The sequence below is a fragment of the Ruegeria sp. BI11 genome, assembly GCF_056538005.1.
In genome coordinates this window covers 1-563 of sequence record NZ_JBQFSM010000074.1, presented here as the reverse complement: position 1 = coordinate 563, position 563 = coordinate 1, and the positions used below count along the sequence as shown (strand labels likewise).

Here is a 563-nt window from a genome sequence, read left to right as displayed (position 1 = left end):
CCGATGAAGAGTGCTATAACTTCTTCGTTGCCGCAGGATTTGAAACCAATTAAACCAGACACGCTGTAAGGATATGAGGTGCGTTGCCGATGAATGTTTCATCGACTTCTACAATGTCACCAAATCCATCCAACGCACCATCACGCATACGATGCGTCAGGAACCACCCCGACTTGCACCCATAGGTGAAGCGGCAGGTGTTTTTTCTCGAAGATCGTGCCTATACGAACCGTGGATTGCTTGCAGCATTCGCGACACTTCCATAAGCCGTAGCGCTCTTTGCCTTCTGGATTTTCTTGCTCGATTTGATACTAACGTCCTCAAGACGATACGCACAGTCTACAACACCACAGTGTGGGCGAACCGGACCATCAGCCCAAAGCATGTACTCGACATGCTTAAATGCAGCGGCTTCATCGTGCATGTAGAAAGCAGAAAGAACGGACGTAGCGAGAACCTATATCGTGTTAAATTGTTAAACTTTGGACTTGATCTGACGGACACCTCAGCTTTGAGTGCTGAGAATATGAGGTGCGCTGTCCGATTGGTCTGGCGCTTTGATG

The 563-nt window shown here is 48.5% G+C and carries 1 pseudogene; it reads right to left on the bottom strand.

The features are described 5' to 3' along the window. Nucleotides 1-85: 85 nt before the first annotated feature. Nucleotides 86-424, bottom strand: a pseudogene (locus ACR0DT_RS25145) (transposase); the annotation flags it as partial. Nucleotides 425-563 lie beyond the last annotated feature (139 nt).